This is a genomic window from Schaalia odontolytica (assembly GCF_024584435.1).
Taxonomy (GTDB): Bacteria; Actinomycetota; Actinomycetes; order Actinomycetales; family Actinomycetaceae; genus Pauljensenia.
In genome coordinates this window covers 1,788,494-1,806,079 of sequence record NZ_CP102197.1, presented here as the reverse complement: position 1 = coordinate 1,806,079, position 17,586 = coordinate 1,788,494, and the positions used below count along the sequence as shown (strand labels likewise).

Below are 17,586 nucleotides of genomic sequence, written 5' to 3'. Positions count from 1 at the left end.
CACTCACTCCTTTGAGTCGTTGCCTCTGCGGACATCCTAACTGACGGGCGAGCGCGGAATGGCATCTCTGGCCTCCCGTCGTACGAGGGGAGGCGTGGCCGAATGTCTCGTCCTGTGCTCCGTGAGCTAGCACCGGGAGCGGGGAACCCTTAGTCGTGCTGGTACAGCGCGGCGTATCCGGCCCCGGACGGTTCGAGGACCAGGGAGAGCAAGTCCTCGCTTGACGTGCCCATCAGATATGACAATGAGAGCAGCGCAGCTGGCGAGAAGGATGTGTATGTCGTGGGGATGGGGGAGGTTTTGCTTGTCAGCAGGTACGCGATCGGTTCGCGGAATTCGATGGAAAAACTGGGGTGAACGTCGGTCACTGGTGGGAGGTTGAGGGGCGGGAGCTGGTGTGCTGCACGAATGTCTGCGGCGAAATGCATAATCGCGAACTTCTTGAAGATCTCGAAGGACGCGGACCCGAAGAGCGACCCGCCGAATGAGTACTTATCGACCTCGCCGTAGGCGTAGTATTCCTCAACCATGGTGAATGCGTCGTAGATAAAGTCTTCACCCGGCTCGACCAGGATCAAATCATCGTCGATCCGCGTTGTGTGTCCCGATAGTTCGCACAGACGCGTGATGTATGCAGAGAGTTCTTCGTTCATTTGACTGTCTTTCTAACTAGAACAGGGTTCGGGCCTTCAAGGAGTTGTTGGGCGCTCAAGTACATGTGTTCTTTGGTAACAGAGTGGACGGTGTACAGCCTGACCTGTCGTGATCCTCCGGGTGAGTCAAACCATGGGTAGACAATTCCCGTTTCTACGCGCGTTCCTGGAGGTAGGTTTCCTGGACGGAACTCGAATTGGCTGTAAGGATCGTAGAGTGAGTGTGCGTGAATTGATCGTTTCTGGAAAGAGTCCGGCCCGTCCTTGCCTACTAATGCGAAATATTTGCCATGGTCTCCTCCAATTCGATCAAGATTTCCGGGGTGCTCCTTGATAAATTCGTCGACTGTCATATCTTGGAACGGAGGAATTCCCTTTTCTGGATCGCCATGAAGGTAAACGCCATCTATCATGTCGTCGGCTAGCTCAGGATGCTTTTTTACATTTGGCCAGTCTGTTTCACCATCAGGTCCGGTCGCGCGTTCCTTGTACAGATCTGCAGAAATCTGTTCACCAGTATCAGGATCTGTGCTGATTGGTTCTCGATGATCGACCAGATCTGCGCCGATCGGCCCGTGATCCGTATCGAGTGTGTGGCCATTCTTCTCCGCAAAATCGGCGATAAAACCGTCGTTTGCCTCTTTGTAAGGGCCAGGATGGCCGCCTGCTGTGATCCCGTCGGCAAAGGCTGGTTCATCGTCGGAGCTTTCGTTTCCGTCGTGGCTTCCGGAACCCTCGCTGTCACCGTCCTTGTCGGACTTGTGCGTGTCGTCGTCCTTGTCGGACTTGGCGTCGGCGTCGTCCTTGTTGGACTTGCCGTCACCGTCCTTATCGGACTTGTGCGTGTCGGCGTCGTCGGTCTTGGTGGTGTGCTTGTCGTCGGTGTCCTTGGGGTGCTCGTCGCCGTCGTGGTGTGCGGCGTCGTCTTCCTTGTGGGACTTGTCCGATGTGGGCTTGTCGGCCTCGGTCTTGTCACCGTGGCGCGTCGAATCAGCAGCGTCGTCGGCCTTGCCGTTGGCGGAGTGGTCCTTCGCCTTCGGGTCAGTGTCCGTGTGCTCGCCGGAGCCCTTGTCGGACTGGTGCGTGTCGTCGGCCTTGCCGTTGGCGGAGTGGTCCTTCGCCTTGGGGTCAGCGTCCGCGCGCTCGCCGGAATCCTTGGTGGACTTGGTGTCGCTGTCCTTGTCGGACTTGTGCGTGTCGGCCTCGTCCTTGGTGGACTTGGAGTCGGCGTCGTCGGTCTTGGTGGTGTGCTTGTCGTCGGTGTCCTTGGGGTGTTCGTCGCCGTCGTGGTGTGCGGCGTCGTCTTCCTTGTGGGACTTGTCCGACGCGGGCTTATCTGCCTCGGACTTGTCGCCGTGGCGTGCCGAGTCAGCGGCGTCGTCGGCCTTGCCGTTGGCGGAGTGATCCTTCGACTTCGGGTCGGCGTCCTTCTTGGTGGTGTGCTTGTCGTCGGTGTCCTTGGGGTGCTCGTCGCCGTCGTGGTGTGCGGCGTCGTCTTCCTTGTGGGACTTGTCCGACGCGGGCTTATCTGCCTCGGACTTGTCGCCGTGGCGTGCCGAGTCAGCGGCGTCGTCGGCCTTGCCGTTGGCGGAGTGGTCCTTCGCCTTGGGGTCAGCGTCCGCGCGCTCGGCGGAATCCTTGTCGGACTTGGAGTCGGCGTCGTCCTTGGTGGGATTGGTGTCGGCGTCGTCGGTCTTGGTGGTGTGCTTGTCGTCGGTGTCCTTGGCGTGTTCGTCGCCGTCGTGGTGTGCGGCGTCGTCTTCCTTGTGGGACTTGTCCGACGTGGGCTTGTCGGCCTCGGTTTTGTCGCCGTGGCGTGCCGAGTCAGCGGCGTCGTCGGCCTTGCCGTTGGCGGAGTGGTCCTTCGCCTTGGGGTCAGCGTCCGCGCGCTCGGCGGAATCCTTGTCGGACTTGGAGTCGGCGTCGTCCTTGGTGGGATTGGTGTCGGCGTCGTCGGTTTTGGTGGTGTGCTTGTCGTCGGTGTCCTTGGCGTGTTCGTCGCCGTCGTGGTGTGCGGCGTCGTCTTCCTTGTGGGACTTGTCCGACGTGGGCTTGTCGGCCTCGGTTTTGTCGCTGCGGCGTGCCGAATCGTCGGCGTCGTCGGCCTTGCCGTTGGCGGAGTGGTCCTTCGCCTTGGGGTCAGCGTCCGCGTGCTCGCCGGAATCGTTGTCGGACTTGGAGTCGGCGTCGTCCTTGGTGGGATTGGTGTCGGCGTCGTCGGTTTTGGTGGTGTGCTTGTCGTCGGTGTCCTTGGGGTGTTCGTCGTCGTGGTGTGCGGCGTCGTCTTCCTTGTGGGACTTGTCCGACGTGGGCTTGTCGGCCTCGGTTTTGTCGCCGCGGTGCGCCGAGTCAGCGGCGTCGTCGGCCTTGCCGTTGGCGGAGTGGTCCTTCGCCTTGGGGTCAGTGTCCGCATGTTCGACGGAGTCGTGGCCCTGCTTGGTGTCGGCATCGGCCTTACCGGAGCCATTTGCGTCGCCGGAGCCGTGGCCAGCCTTGCTGGCGTCGGCGGCCTCGTCCGCATGGGTGGCAGGCGTGTCTGCTGCAGGCTTTCCACTATGTGGCTGCTTGTCGCCACCCAGGGTGTCCCCGGCAGGAGTTTCCTTCTTGGGGGTGGTGGGCGCGTCGGGGGTGCCGTCTCCACCTTGTCCTGTCCGGGGGGTGTCGCCGTGGCCGGGGGTGGAATCAGCGCGCGAAACGCCGTGCGTGTCACCGGTGGACATGCCCGGATCGGCACGGTGCGGACCCTGCGCAGGGGTCGACGAACCACCGCGGGTACCAGAATCAGCACCAACATGACCGCCGCCGTGGCCCGTGGGGGCACCAGTAGCGTGCGTGCCACGCGAGGCGTCGCCTATGCCGCCACCGACATCAGCGGAATTGGTGACACCGTTCGCGCCATGAGCTCCGTGCCCTGCGTTTGCTCCGAAATCGGCGGTGCCGCCGAAGCCGTCCGCTCCGTGGCTGACACGGCTCGGATCACTGCCACCGAACGCGCCGGCGCGCTCGTACGATCCCTGAGCGCCCACGCTGGCCTCGCGACGGCCAACGCCCGCACCGACAAGCTCATCGGCACCGCGCGTCTGACCATTAGCGTGGGTCGAGCTGTCATCCAGGTAGGAAGAATTCATCCTGTTCTCAGTGCCGAAACGATCAGTGCCGACACGATCGAAATCGTCCCGGTTCGTTGGGATACCGTCAGAGTCCGTCCACGAATCGGTGGGCTTGCGCGGAGGCTTGCCGTCAGCTGCAGCGGCAGACTGCGACCCGACCTCGTCAGGTGTCATGGAACGATCATGGCCAACACGGTAAGAATCAGTGCGCTTCTTCGGAGGAATGGCATCACCCGTAGCAACGCGCTCACCCACACCCTCGTTGCGCACGGGAGTAGCAGGGGAGCCGCCAGCGGGGCTGTGGCCGGAAGCCGCCCCATGCGAGCCACCCGCGGGAGCGCCGGGGGCACCAGGTGCGGGTGCGCCGGGGGCGCCAGTGGTACCAGCTCCGTGGGTCCCGGTGGCGGGAGCGCCGGGCGCGGGTGCGCTGGTTGCGCCGTTGGCAGTGCTGCCCGCACCGTGGGTGGCGCCGCCAGTATCCGCATTCATGAACGCGTTGTTGTGAGCGCCGTGAGACGCGCTGGGTGCAGTGTTGGCGGGGGCCGCGTGTCCGCTGGTGCCGGCATCGCCAGCGGCGGACGCGTGAGGCGTCGCGGTGGGCTGGGCCGCGCTGGACACACCGTTCGAGCGGTGGCCCGAATCCGGGGTGCCGGTACTACTGAGGCCGCCGTTGTGTGTCCCGCGGCCCGCGTGGGAGGCGTCCCCGGTGAGGTCGGAGGCGCCAGCAAGATCATGTGCCCCGCCGCCGACGTGGGAGGACCGTCCAGAGAGGTGGTCAAGTCCGGCAAGGTTGTTCGCCCCGTGGGACGCGTTCCCGGAGAGATGGCCGGCATCAGAATACTTGTTCGCGTCCGCCATCAGGTTGCCACCGCGCAAACCCGACAGCTGCCTCCTGGCATCAGCGCCCAGCTTGGCCACGGTATCGGCCGCGTCCACACCATGGTGGGTGAACTTCGTAAACAGGTTCTTCCCGAGCTTGCCTAACGCACGCACATCGTCGGGGTTGACCGGCAGGATGGCCTTGAACACTTCCTTGCCGATATGGGCCATCCGAGCCAACCGAGCGGCTCCCGAAGTGGCTTTCTCGCCGGCGGACGCCGCCGTTCCGGTCCCGGCTGTCGCGATAGCAATGAGCACGTCCGGCAACAGGTGTCCGATCGCGCGCCCGGGATCGTCGGTCCACGTGTCCCAATCGACAAGCGCTTTGCCCAGGCCAGCGAAGAACGCTCCGGGATCCTCCCACAGTGCCTTTGCTAGGCCGGCGATGGTCTCCATTGGAATCGTGCTGTGCTTGGCGTAGAACTCATCCCAGGTCATCTGACCCATCAGCATGCGCCCAAAGTCAAAGAGCATCGGGACGCCGCTGAGTGCCAATCCCAGCTTCACCAAGTCGGCCACCGCTTCGACGAAGCCTTTGACGACGGAGCCGACCGTGCGCTTGACCGAATCCCACCACGTGCGCTCGGGCAGTTTCGCGATACCAGCATTTAGGGCGGTAATGAGTAGGTCGCCGGCCTCGTTGACCTGATCGACCAGCGTCTCGAAATCAGCGACCGCGGCCGCCATCGCCGAGCGGCCCGGCCCCTCGTCGCACGAGGCGTCAAACATGGGGATGCCGCCCTCTGCTGCGGCTTGGCTCCGCGCGTCAGCCTGATTGTTCTGCGCCTGCTGGACCGCGTTGCGGCCCTGCTTCCACCGCGAGCGGATCCCATCACACTGGCCCTGCGCCGACGCCAGCGTCGACGCATACGACGAATACGCTTCAGACGCGGAAGAGAAGGCCTCCTGGGCGTCCAGCCAGCCCTTGGTCTGCACCTTGAACTTAGAGCGGAAATGATCCGCCGCGCGACCTTCCCACCCATCAGACTTCAGGGAAGACAAGCCGGAATGAATCTCACCGAACTCGTTGGCGCGATCCATCATCACCGCGGCGCGCGTCGAGATCCCACCGGGATCCCCACCGATCTTAAAGACCGGCGCACCATGCGCGACAACACCCACGCCAGATCACGCCCCCGAACCGACGACAGGAGACTGCCCCAGAGCTTGCGCAGCCTGCTCCACTTTAGCCATGTGCTCTTTCGACTTGTCCATGTATTCCGCGTAGGCACCCAACGCGCCACTGACCGCACTACTCGCAGCCTTAATCTCATCACGCAAGTCGTTCGTGCCCTTTTCCCACGTGTCCTGGAACGCGTTTGTGCGATCCCACACCTCAGGATTCTCTAGCATGCCAGAGTTGGGAACCCAGTCCTCCACGTCATACTCCTTGGCCGCCTCCTCAAAAGACGACAACGACTCCACGAAAGACGACATCGCCTGCAAATCGACCTTAAAATCACTCACGATTGACAACCCTTAACTGTCGATACACGCAAACGCTTTAGACTCAGCATGCTGGCCTTCGGCGAGAATCTCTTCCATCGCGTCAGCCGCAGCGGTTAACAACTCAGCCAACTCCTCGCCACGCTCTTCCAAACGCTTCAACGCAGCATCGCACGCCTGACGAGACTCACCCGTCCAATCACCGACGCTGCTCTTAATGCCGTCGCTGATATCAGGGATGAAATTCTTGACCACCGCGACCCGTTTACGGAACACCTCTGCCATCTGTGTGGCGTTAGCCTCCTGGAACACCAGCATCGAATCGCTACTCACTGTTCGCCTCCATCAGCACCTTGCCCAGCCATAGCCTGCAACTGCGCGTACAAACCACCCTGGGACGAGCCATCATCACCCGACTCCGAACCGGAAGCAGCCTGAACCAACGACTGGATGATCTCATCCTCACACGCGGAAAAAGCCCGTTCCACGCCCACCAAGGCCTCAGCCAAGCGACCCAAGTCATCAAACAACACAGTCAGAGAGTCGCCCCAGGCAGTCATAGCATTACCCAACGGCTCCATATACGAGCCATTCAAACCCGCAGACAAAGACGTAATATCCTCGCCGATCGGAGCCACCGACTGAGAAATAGGCTCAGCAGTAGCCCCAATACCCTGGGCAGCCTCAATCAGCTTCCCAGGAGTAAACCCAACGTCCGCGCTCATGGCATCAACCTACAAACCCGCTGAACGCCCGTCAACCGCAGGGGTTGTGCCAGCTCGTGTTCCAGGTGCTCGTGTTCGCGGTGCGGTGGGCATTCGAGCTGGAACGTCGAATGCGCGATCGCGAAACGATGGCATGTCGTGCTCGCCCTGATGAGTCTTCGATGCTGCAGGGAGCCGCTAGCCCCGGCCTTGTGCCCCGGGTGAGGGGCGGCGGGCCACCTGGCACAATGGGGCCATGGGTTTGTCGTTCCTGGGCGTGATCGCGGCCCTCGCGATGTACGCGGTCAGCGTCGCACCGTCGCTGATGGCGCGTTCCTGGGCGTGGCACGCCGTCGCCTCGGGCGTCCTGGTCGCGTGCGGATACGTTGCCGGCGTGGTCGTGCAGAACGTCGGCGCCCGCGTCATCCGCGTGACGGGGCTGACGATTCGCGCCTCCGAACCCGTCGAGCTTGGATTCCGCATCGGGGTAGCCACCCTCTTCGCCGCGTGGTGGCTCTACGCGGTGATCCAGTCGTATCGCCGCGCCCGCGTCGCCGCGAAGCTGGTGAACATGCCGGGGGAGAACCTGGGGGAGTACGTCCTGGGAACCCTCGGGGCGGTCGCGGTGGCATGGTGCCTGATCTCGCTCGTGGCGTCCCTCGTCGGGGTGGGCCATGCGATGATCGCGATGCTCGCCGTGTACATGCCCAGGCCCGTGGCCGTCCTGGCTGGCGTGGCCATCCTGTGCGTCGTCATGTTCTTCCTGACCTCGAACGTGATCCTGCGGGGCGGCATCGGTTTCTTCCGCCACCACGCCGAGCAGATGAACATGAGGACCGCGCGCGGCATCTATCCGCCCGTCGTCCGCGAGCGCTCCGCCTCGCCGGACTCGCCCGTCACCTGGGAGTCTGTCGGCGGGCAGGGCCGCGTATTCCTCGGCAGGGGCCCCTCGCGCCTGGACATCGCGCAGGTCAGCGGCGGCGAGGCGAAGGAACCCATCCGCGTCTACGCCGGCATGCCCACGGCGGGTGCCGGAATCGAGCAGGCGGCCTCGACCGTGGTGGAGGAGCTGCGTCGCACCGGGGCCTTCGATCGCGCGGTCATCCTCCTGGCCGCCTCGACGGGGTCGGGCTGGGTGGATGAGTGGCAGGTTCAGCCCCTGGAGTTCCTCACGCGCGGGGACTGCGCGACCGCCTCCCTGCAGTACTCCTACGTGCCCTCCGCCCTGAACTGGCTGACCGGCCTGGAGCCCGCGCAGGAGGCGTCCGCCGCCCTGTTTCGTGCGGTGCGCACCGAGTTGGACGCCATGGACGAGGCGCACCGACCCGCCCTCTTCGTCTGCGGTGAATCGCTGGGCGCGTTCGCGTCGCAGTCGGTCTTCGCCTCCGCTTGCGAGGCGCTCAAGCAGGTGGACGGGGCACTGTGGGTGGGCACCCCCGCCTTCACCCCGACGCACGCCGCGCTGACGGCGGCGCGACACCGGGGGAGCCCGGAGGTGGCGCCCGTCGTCGACAACGCTCGGCGCGTGCGCTTCGTCAACGAGCCCTCCGACCTGCGCACCGACCTGTACGGGCGCGAGCTCGGAGCGTGGGGATTCCCGCGCCTCGTCTACGCCCAGCACCCCTCCGACCCGGTGGTGTGGTGGAACAACAAGCTGATCTGGACCCAGCCGGATTGGCTGCGCGAACGCGCGGGGCGAGACGTGTCACGCGACGTCGAGTTCACGCGCTTCGTGACGTTCATTCAGGTTCTCGCGGACCTGCCGGTCGCGGGGACCGCTCCGGGCGGCCACGGACACACCTACCACGAGGAGCTCATCCCCCTGTGGCGGGCGATCCTCGGCTTCGACCGGCTCGCCGGGGAGGAGCCGACCCATCCTCGCCTGGCTAGCCTGGACGGATCCTGGGTGGACGAGGCGATGATGGAGCGCATCGGGATCGTCGTGCGGGCGAACCTGGAGCTCTCGGATCGGCAATAGGCTGCCACTGACCGACTGGTTACCATACAAATGAAGGTGCGGAATACAAGTTCTGAGTTTGTCTTCGTGTCATTTGGTCGCTATCCTTAGCCTGTTTCAATCCCTCAAGGGCGAGACCTGCTGACGCTCGCCTCCCAAATAAATACACGGTGGAAAAAATGAAGCGTTCGCGCCTTGCAGTGCTCTCCCTCGCTGCCACCCTGGGGATCGCCATCATCGCCCCTCAGGCATTCGCCGACTCGGCCGACACGCCCGTCTCGGCTCCGGCCTCGCCCCCCTCGTCGAACGCCGGTAAGCCCCTGGAGCCCGAACTCACCTCGAAGTCACAGTACGACGCGGGCGGGGCGACCACGCCGACCGGCGACCTGCTTCCCGACGAGGAATCGAACCATCCCGTCACGGTCATCGTCGAGCTCGAGGAAGGCGACGCGGGGGTCGCGTGGTACCGCCGCGCGGTGTCCGCCGATGCCAAGCGCACGGTCGTCAAGGAGCGTATTCGCGCGGCCGTGGAGGCCGCGGCGCCCGGCCAGGTGACCTCGGGTGGCGGCCCCGTCACCGAGGTCGAGGACTACGAGCACGTGATGGAGGGCTTCGCGATCGAGGTTCCCGCCGGAGCGGTCGAAGCGGTGCGCGGGGTCGAGGGCGTCAAGCGCGCGTTCGTCGAGCAGACGGTCACCCCCTCGTCGGAGGAGGGCTACTCCGGTCCCCAGAACCAGTACTCGCTGGACATGACGGGCGTGGACCGCATCAGCCAGAAGGGTGATGGGACGACAATCGCGATCATCGACACGGGCTTCGACACGACCCACGAGGCCTTCTCCGGTGCGCTCGATGAATCGAGGGTTGCCTACTCATACGACTCGATCTCCTCGGTCAAGCGAGGCCTGAGCACGGGCTGGGCGGGCGCCTACGTGTCGGCGAAGATCCCCTTCGCCTACGACTACGGCGACGGCGACTCCGACGTCATCCCGCACACGGTCCACAACATGGCCCACGGCACGCACGTCGCGGGCATCGCGGCCGCGAACGGCGGAGCGATCCTGGGGTCCGCACCCGGCGCGCAGCTGCTGCTCATGAAGGCCGGAATTGATGCGACGGGAGGGCTGTCCGACTCGGCGATCTTCGCCGCCCTGGATGACTGCGCGGTCCTCAAGCCCGACGTCATCAACATGTCCTTCGGATACGCGGGCGGCGCCTCGGAGGCCCGCAACGACACCTACGGGTCCGTCTACTACCGCCTGTCCGAACAGGGCATCATGCTCAACGTCGCGGGCGGCAACTTCGGTGCCTCCTCCCAGGGCAACGCCAGCGGCTGGGGCCTGCCCTACGCCTCCGACCCCGATTCGTCGACGGTCGCCCAGCCCTCCACCTACACGGCGTCCCTGTCGGTCGCCTCCGTCGATAACGCCAACGGGTGGGGTCCCTCCACCTACAAGGCGTCAAGCTTCTCCTCCTGGGGCGTGGCCCCCAACCTGACCCTCAAGCCCGAGATCGCCGCGCCCGGCGGATACATCTGGTCGGCGCTGCCGGGCGGCACCTACGGCTACTCGTCCGGCACCTCCATGGCGACCCCCTACCTGGCGGGCATGGCCGCCGACATCAAGCAGCGCGTGGAGTCCGACCCCGGTTTCGCCTACATGACCGAGGCCCAAAAGATGGGGGTCGTCTACAACCTCCTCATGGGCACGGCCAAGCCGCTGGTCGACAACGAGGGCGGCCGCGGCGCCTACTACTCGCCGCGCAAGATCGGCTCCGGCCTGGCCAACGCGGTGGCGGCCTCCTCCGCCACCGTGTTCCCCACCGTCGTGGACGCGCCCGACGAGACGCGGCCCAAGGCCGACCTCGGGGACGGAACCGAGGGCTGGACGTTCTCCATTCGCCTGACCAACACCGCCTACGAGGCACGCACCTACCGGCTGAACACGCAGGCGCTCTCCGAGGTTGTCGCCTCCGGTGTCTTCACCCAGCACAGCGCCAACTGGACCGACCAGGGCATCTCGGTCAGCTACTCGGGCGACGTCAGTGGAAGCGCGGACTCCTCGACGATCACCGTGCCCGGCCGAGGCGTCGTCACCGCGACGGTGACCATCACGCCGCAGGCGGCCTTCGCCGCCTACGCCGGCGCCTACGCGCCCAACGGCACCTTCGTCGACGGCTTCACGGTCCTGACCTCGATGACCGAAGGCGAGCCCGACCTGTCCGTTCCCTTCCTGGGATTCTACGGGGACTGGGGCGCCGTTCCGGTCTTCGACTCCCTCGCCTCCGACGGCGGCCAGGCCCACGCGGTGGCCTCTCGCCTCGCCTCCGCGACCACGGGTGTGTCCCTCGGCGTGAACCCGCTGGCCGGCTACACCTCCGCGTCCTCGGCGCCCGCCCCCAACCCGGACGCCTACGTGGTGTCCGCGTCGACGTGGGCTCAGGGACCCTCCGCGATCCGACCCGTCACCGGCCTGCTGCGGTCAACGAAGAGCGTCACCTACACCTACCAGGACTCCGCGGGCAACACGGTGCGCCAGTACTCCTACAAGAACCCCCGCAAGTCCCTGTACGACGACTACACGCGCCTCATCGCCTCGGGCGAATACTCCATGGGCGACCCGTACTTCGACGGCTACGACTGGTACGGCCGCCGCCTGCCCGAGGGGCGCTACACGCTGCGCATCGACGCCGTTACCGACGGCCCGAGCTCGCGCACCCAGACGCTGACGTACTCCTTCGCCTACGACCTCACCGGGCCCAAGATCAGCGGCGTTCACGTCAGCGGCCAGGGCGAGGCACGCACCGTGTCCTTCGACGTCACGGACTCCTCGCCCCTGGCCTCCATCGACTTCCACGACCCGGCCAACGGCTCCTACTACTACCGCACGCTCGTGACCGACGGGGGCGCCCTCGGCGCTGACGGCCAGCGCACCTATCACTTCGACGTGCCCGTCGCGGACCTGCAGCGCGGCTGGGAGTCCCACGGAGGCACCGGCCCGGCTCCCACCAACCCCACCCTGTATGCGTGGGACTACGGCGTGAACGCCTCCACGGGCGTGACCGTCTCCGTGGACGCCTCGGACCCGATCTCGCTGTCCACCTCCTCGGTCGTGATCCCATCGGGCGAGACCTCCCAGGTCTCCGCCGTCCTGAGCCCGAGCCTGTCGGGTTCGCAGGTCGTGTGGTCGCTCGCGGACTCCGCGGTCGCGTCGCTGTCCACCTCCTCCGACACCCTGACGGCCACGATCACTGCGGGAACGAAGGAGGGGGCGACGACCCTGACCGCGTGGGTGCGCCAGGGGGACGGAACGTGGGCGTCGGCCTCGGCGGAGGTGAGCGTGCGCGCTGCGGCCTCCTCCGACTTCGTCATCGACGAGGCCGGGGTCCTTCGCTCCTACAGCGGTAGCGACACGGAGGTCAGCGTCCCCGGCGGCGTCACAGCCCTGGCCGACCGCGTGTTCGCACGCTCCTCCGTCGCCTCCGTGGAGCTGCCCGACACGGTCGAGCGCATCGGGGCCTCCGCCTTCGAAGGCGCGGCCTCCCTGGCGAGCGTGACCGTTCGCGATGCGCGCGGGCAGGTCGGCGAGGGGATTCCCTCGGGGCTGCGTCAGATCGGCGCACGGGCGTTCCTGGGCACCGGTCTCGCGGCCATCAACGTGCCGGACAGCGTGTCCAATATCGGCCCGGGAGCCTTCGCGCTCATGCCCTCGCTGACGGGGGTGAGCATCGGGAGCGGCGTGCGTGAGGGCCAGCTGGTCTCGACCTTCACCGCCTCGCCGAAACTCAAGGCGATCACCGTCAAGGCGGACAACGCCTCGTACGAGAGCGTCGACGGGGTCCTGTTCACGAAGGGCCGCGACACGCTGCTGACCTACCCGCTCGGACGCGCGGGCGTCAGCTACACGGTCCCCGACGGCACGCGAGCGCTCGCCCAGGAGTCCTTCGAAGGGGCACCCCTGGACGAGGTCACCCTCCCCGATAGCCTGCGCCGCATCGACCGCTACGCCTTCGTCGGATCCCACCTCTCCTCCCTCACCCTGCCAGACTCCTTCGAGACGATCGGCGCGCACGCCTTCCGAGGCGTCACCTCCCTCACCTGGGTCAACATCGGCGGGACGACAACCATCGGAGAATCCGCCTTCGACGGGGACCGGAACCTCACCGCCATCAACTTCCGATCCGACCTGGCTCGCTTGACGAGCATCGGCGCCAACGCCCTGCGCGGCGTGCCGGTCACCCCGCCCGCGCTCACCTCCGCGAGGGCGCAGGCCGAGACGCCCGCGAGCGACACCGCATCCGGGAACGCACCCACGCCCGCGCCCATCGCCAGCCCGGAGGCCACCGGCTCAGACTCGGCCTCGGACGACCGCGCGACGGGCGGGGACGCCGCGCCCGCGACGCCCAACCCCAATGCCTCGGCCCCGGCCTCGCCCGACGCTCCCGACCAGGGGCAGGGGAGCGAAGCCTCGCCGAGCAGCGCCGCACCCGCTGCGAGCACCCGCGCCCCCGGTGCCGCGGCCTCCGCCCCAGCGGCCGCCGGGCAACCCGTGTCCGTCGTCGGACGCGCCGCGCTGTCTCTTGGCGACGCGGCCGACTACCACGCGCCGCACCCCAAGAGGACGCGGCCCTCGTCGCTGGCGGCTACGGGAGCCTCGACAAACGGCTTCGTCGGTATCCTCACCGCTGCGGCGACGCTCGGCTTCGTCCTGGTTGTCGCTCGCAGGCAACGACTGAGCTGACGACAAACGGCGCAAGGGCCCCGGGGAGTCACCCCCGGGGCCCTTGCGCATGCGCGCCCAGACCAAAGAGCGAGCTAGACACTTCAGATCCACTTAATGATGGCATTAGCGTTCCGGTGATTGTCACCCGCGCCACATACGGTATCTTGTGGGGGACGGTCGCGATGACGGACCATCCCAAGCCGGCCGCAGGCCGTCCCACAACACAATTGGAGAAGGCTTATGTCAATGAAGAAACCAGCTGCCCTCCTGGCATCTTTCGGCGCCTGCGCGCTCGTGGTCACCGGCCCCGCCGCCATCGCCGCACCGAGACCAGCGGAGTCATCACCCCCGCCCCCGGCTTCGTCTGTGCCTGTGGGTGATGTGGATACGGCGTTGAGGTCCAAGGGTGGGCTGAGTTCTGTTCCTGAGGGGTTGGAGGGTTCTGGTGATCGGGATCCGGCTCGGGTTGTGGGAATGATTGTTCAGCTTGGTGATGGTGTGGATCGTGCTGCGGTTGTGGCGTCGATGAATGAGGCTGTGTCCCGGTTGTTCCCGGGTGTGTCGGTTGAGGTGGAGCGGGAGTATGGCAATGCGTTGGATGGTTTTGCGTTGCGTGCGCCTGCTGGGTCTCTCGAGGCGATTCGCGGCGTGAGCGGCGTGAGCGCCGCCTTCCTCGAACGCGAAGGCCACGTCAGTGACCTTGCGGGTATCGATGCCGAGGGCGGCACCGCCTCCGTGCGCGATGGAGGACAGGATCCGGCCAACCTCAGCGCTCAGCTGATGATGCGCACCGACCAGGTCACTCAGAAGGGCGAGGGTAAGGTCGTGGCGGTCATCGACACGGGCGTCGATACCTCCCATCCGGCCTTCACGGGCGCGCTCGAGGGAACCCCCGCGCTGACCGCGGAGTCGGTGGCCGCCCTGGCGCCCAGGCTGGGTGCGGGGAAGACCGGTGCCTACGTCAGTGAGAAGTTCCCCTTCGCCTACGACTACGCCGACTCCGACCCCGACGCGACGCCGCGCGAAGGCGGGTCAGGCTTCCACGGGACGCACGTGGCCGGCATTGCTGCCGGCAACGCCGACAAGATCGTCGGTACCGCCCCGAATGCCCAGGTCCTGGTCGCCAAGGTGACACGCACCGAGGACGATGCGCTCCTCGACTCGGCGCTGCTGGCCGCCCTCGACGACATGGTTGTCCTGCGCCCCGACGTCATCAACCTGTCCCTCGGATGGACGGCCGGCATGGACAACGAGGCCGACTCGGTCTACGCGACCGTCTACAAGAAGCTTCAAGACGCCGGGGTCACGGTCAACGCTGCGGCGGGCAACGCCTTCTCGACCGGCTACGGCAACAACTCCGGTAAGGGCCTTCCCTACGCCTCGGACCCCGACTCTTCGGTCATGGACGAGCCGGCGACATACCCCTCCGTCGTTGCGGTGGCCTCCGTTGAAAATGCCCTGATTCGCAACGCCTTCACGGCCGCCGGACGCGACATCGGATACCAGCGCTCGCGCGGCATGAACGGGGAGAAGGTCGCGTACTTCTCCGACCTGCCTGCCGGAACCTACGAGTACGTGGACGCCGGTTTCGCCTCCGAGGAGGACGCCGAGGCCCTGCGGAAGAAGTATCCCGAGGGCCTGGCCGGTAAGATCGCCCTGGTTTCGCGCGGAAAGATGACCTACCAGAAGAAGGTCGAGAACCTCTACGACCTGCATCCGGACGGGGTTCTGGTCTACAACAACGTCTCTGTCGGTTCCCTCATCATCATGAACCTGACGACCCAGGACGTGCCCGCCGCCTTCATCTCCCAGGCCGATGGTCAGGCGATGCTGGAGGCCGCCGACCACCACCTGACGATGGCGCAGGGACAGGTTCTTCCCCAGTCCTCCATCTACGAGGCCTCCGGCTTCTCGGCGTGGGGGGTGTCCCCGGACCTGCGTCTCAAGCCCGAGATCGCCGCTCCGGGAGGCAACGTTTTCTCTGCGATACCGAACGGCGCGTACGAGCAGACCTCCGGCACGTCGATGGCGACCCCGCAGATGGCGGGCATTAGCGCGATCGTCCTGCAGCGCGTCGAAAACGATCCGCTGTTCGCATCCATGAGCGCGCGCGAGAAGGCCGACGTGGTGCAGAACCTCATCATGGGAACCGCCCGGCCGCTGACGGACGCTGCGCAGACTTCGGGTGCGCTTTATTCTCCGCGTAAGCAGGGTGCGGGCCTTGTGGATGCCCTGGCGGCGACGACCTCGTCGGTGTATCCGACGGTTGTGGGTGCCCCCGAGCAGTCCCGTCCCAAGGCGGACCTGGGGGATGGGACGACCGGTTGGCATTTTGATGCCACGTTGCACAACTTGTCGGGTGTGGAGGCCACGTATGAGTTGAGTTCGCAGGCGCTGTCTGAGATTGTCGAGGGTGGTTTCTTCACCGAGCATTCCTCGGATTGGCGAGGCCGTGGGGTGGAGATTCGGTACTCGGGTGGCGCGTCGGCTGTGGCTGAGGGGGCGAGTGTGACTGTTCCTGCGAGCGGTGAGGTCACCGTCGGCATCGACATCACGCCCGGGGCTGAGTTTGCTTCCTACGTCGCGCAGAATACGCCCAACGGTACCTTCCTCGATGGTTTCGTGCGTTTCGCCTCGAAGACCGAGTCCCAGCCGGATTTGGGTGTGCCGTATCTGGGGTTCTATGGGGATTGGGGCAAGGCACCTATCTTTGATGCCCTCGCCTCCGAAGGCGGTGCGCACACCCTGGCCTCGGGTATCTACAACGGGACCACCGGACAGCTCCTCGGATACAACCCCCTCGTCAAGGCTGCAAACCGTCGAGGGGCCCCAAACCCGGATCGCTACGTGATCTCCCGATCGCCGGCCATGGGGGCGCCCACCATCCTCGAGCCCCGCACGGGTACCCTACGCAGCGTCCACACCCTGACCAGCACCTACACTCGTCAAGGCGGGGAGGCGGTCACGTCGGTGACGAACTACCGGAACTGGAAGTCCGTCTACTTGAGCAGCACCGAAGAAAACACGTGGGTCGAGGCCTACCACGATTCGACGGCCTTCGACGCGCGTTCGGAGACGTATCGCGGCCTGCCTGATGGGATGTATCAGTTGACGATCTCCGCTCATAATGATGGGCCTTCGCAGGTGGAGCAGTCGGTCTCCTATAGGTTCCGTCTCGATACGGTGGGGCCGGTCGTCTCTGGTGTGACGTACAGCGGAGAAGGTTCCGAGACGGTTGTGTCCTTCGATGTCACGGATTCTTCGCCTTTGGCGGGTGTTGATCTGCATGACCCGGCTGATGGCTTGTGGTTCTACCGCCATGTTTTCTCCGATGGTGAGGGTGATGTTGGTGCTGATGGGGTGTATCGGTACCACGTGGAGGTTCCTTTTAAGGATGTTGATGCGGCGTGGACCGATCAGGGTGGTTCCGGTAGTGTCATCGCTCACCCGTACTTGCTGGCGTGGGATTACGGGCTGAACCACTCCGAGGCTTTGACTCTTGACCTGCCCAGCGATAACCCCGGCGCGACCGATGGGTGCGTGAGTCCCGATGGTGGTCACTGGGTCAGGGACGGTGTCGGCTGGTGGTACCGGTGCGCTGATGGTGCGGGCTATCTGAAGAATGGCTGGTTCACCATCAACGGGAGTGATTACCTGTTTGGGCCGAGTGGCTACATGGCGACCGGCTGGCTTAGGCGCGTGGATGGTCAGTGGGTGTATGCCGACTCCGATGGCGTGCGTGTGAGTGGTTGGGTGCGCGATGGCGCCTGGTACTACCTGGATCCGGCGACGAAGGTGATGGCCACCGGCTGGGTCAACCAGGGTGGCTCCTGGTATTACCTGACGGCTTCCGGAGCGATGGCCACCGGCTGGGTCAACGTGGGTGGCTCGTGGTACTATCTGTCGGCTTCCGGAGCGATGGCCACCGGGTGGGTCAACGTGGGTGGCTCGTGGTACTACCTGTCGGCTTCCGGCGTCATGCTGACGGGTGCCCAGGTCATCAACGGACGCACCTACCTCTTTGACGATTCCGGAGCCTGGATGCGTTAAGCGTCCCGCCTCTCATTCTGTCAAGACCCTCACCCGGGCCCGGGAACGTTGTTTTGTAAGCGTTCT

At 65.4% G+C, this 17,586-nt stretch carries 8 protein-coding genes; 3 read left to right on the top strand and 5 right to left on the bottom strand.

The features are described from left to right. Positions 1-149: 149 nt before the first annotated feature. Genes NQK35_RS07960 through NQK35_RS07940 form a run of 5 tightly spaced genes read right to left on the bottom strand, consistent with a single transcriptional unit; the run spans position 150 to position 6,813 of the window. The gene (locus NQK35_RS07960) at positions 150-653 is read right to left on the bottom strand and encodes a TNT antitoxin family protein (RefSeq protein ID WP_257113809.1); all 504 of its coding nucleotides are present in this window, start codon (positions 651-653) and stop codon (positions 150-152) included. Further along, positions 650-5,764, bottom strand: a complete 5,115-nt coding sequence (locus NQK35_RS07955) for a glycohydrolase toxin TNT-related protein (protein ID WP_257113808.1) — start codon at positions 5,762-5,764, stop codon at positions 650-652. The genes NQK35_RS07960 and NQK35_RS07955 overlap by 4 nt, the downstream gene beginning before the upstream one ends. A 6-nt stretch (positions 5,765-5,770) precedes the next feature. After that, the gene (locus tag NQK35_RS07950; protein WP_034231406.1) at positions 5,771-6,109 is read right to left on the bottom strand and encodes a hypothetical protein; all 339 of its coding nucleotides are present in this window, start codon (positions 6,107-6,109) and stop codon (positions 5,771-5,773) included. Between the two features lie 12 nt (positions 6,110-6,121). After that, a complete protein-coding gene (locus NQK35_RS07945; RefSeq protein WP_257113807.1) occupies positions 6,122-6,421 on the bottom strand; it encodes a 1-deoxy-D-xylulose-5-phosphate synthase in 300 nt (99 codons plus the stop codon). Beyond that, positions 6,418-6,813: a hypothetical protein gene (locus NQK35_RS07940; protein ID WP_048741860.1), complete on the bottom strand. Its 396-nt coding sequence runs from the start codon at positions 6,811-6,813 to the stop codon at positions 6,418-6,420. The genes NQK35_RS07945 and NQK35_RS07940 overlap by 4 nt, the downstream gene beginning before the upstream one ends. 235 nt (positions 6,814-7,048) lie before the next feature. On the opposite strand from NQK35_RS07940, the gene NQK35_RS07935 reads away from it, so the two are divergent. From NQK35_RS07935 to NQK35_RS07925, 3 genes are all read left to right on the top strand, one after another. Further along, positions 7,049-8,770, top strand: a complete 1,722-nt coding sequence (locus NQK35_RS07935) for an alpha/beta hydrolase (RefSeq protein ID WP_257113806.1) — start codon at positions 7,049-7,051, stop codon at positions 8,768-8,770. Between the two features lie 158 nt (positions 8,771-8,928). Next, positions 8,929-13,488, top strand: a complete 4,560-nt coding sequence (locus tag NQK35_RS07930; RefSeq protein ID WP_257113805.1) for a S8 family serine peptidase — start codon at positions 8,929-8,931, stop codon at positions 13,486-13,488. 222 nt (positions 13,489-13,710) lie between these two features. Further along, positions 13,711-17,520 (top strand): S8 family serine peptidase, encoded by a 3,810-nt coding sequence (locus NQK35_RS07925; RefSeq protein WP_257113804.1) that lies wholly within the window; start codon positions 13,711-13,713, stop codon positions 17,518-17,520. Positions 17,521-17,586: the final 66 nt, after the last annotated feature.

Excerpts from the sequence above, each read along its gene's own strand:
- NQK35_RS07960 (WP_257113809.1), bottom strand. The coding sequence starts at position 653 with ATGAACGAAGAACTCTCTGCATACATCACGCGTCTGTGCGAACTATCG.
- NQK35_RS07940 (WP_048741860.1), bottom strand. The coding sequence starts at position 6,813 with ATGAGCGCGGACGTTGGGTTTACTCCTGGGAAGCTGATTGAGGCTGCC.
- NQK35_RS07935 (WP_257113806.1), top strand. The coding sequence starts at position 7,049 with ATGGGTTTGTCGTTCCTGGGCGTGATCGCGGCCCTCGCGATGTACGCG.
- NQK35_RS07930 (WP_257113805.1), top strand. The coding sequence starts at position 8,929 with ATGAAGCGTTCGCGCCTTGCAGTGCTCTCCCTCGCTGCCACCCTGGGG.
- NQK35_RS07925 (WP_257113804.1), top strand. The coding sequence starts at position 13,711 with ATGTCAATGAAGAAACCAGCTGCCCTCCTGGCATCTTTCGGCGCCTGC.